Source organism: Pseudomonas sp. AC463 (assembly GCF_979253585.1).
Genome location: NZ_CEEDDZ010000927.1, coordinates 1 through 252, shown reverse-complemented (window position 1 = coordinate 252; position 252 = coordinate 1). Strand labels below are relative to the sequence as shown.

Below are 252 nucleotides of genomic sequence, written 5' to 3'. Positions count from 1 at the left end.
CACCGGTATCGTGTTCGGCGTCGCGACCATCTCCAACGACAATCTTCAGGACTTGAAGACCGGCCAACTGGTCGGCGCGACCCCGTGGAAACAACAGGTGGCGCTGATCTTCGGCGTCATCTTCGGATCGATCGTCGTGCCGCCGGTCCTGAACCTGCTCGGCAGCACGCTCGGCTTCGTCGGCGCGCCCGGTGCCGGCCCCAATGCACTTGCCGCGCCCCAGGCGGCGCTGATCTCCGCGCTTGCCAAGGG

At 66.7% G+C, this 252-nt stretch carries 1 protein-coding gene; it reads left to right on the top strand.

All coding sequences use genetic code 11. From position 1 onward, the window contains the following. A partial coding sequence (locus AC0IYH_RS32940) for an OPT/YSL family transporter (RefSeq protein ID WP_471838583.1) occupies positions 1 to 252 on the top strand: 252 nt, incomplete at both ends.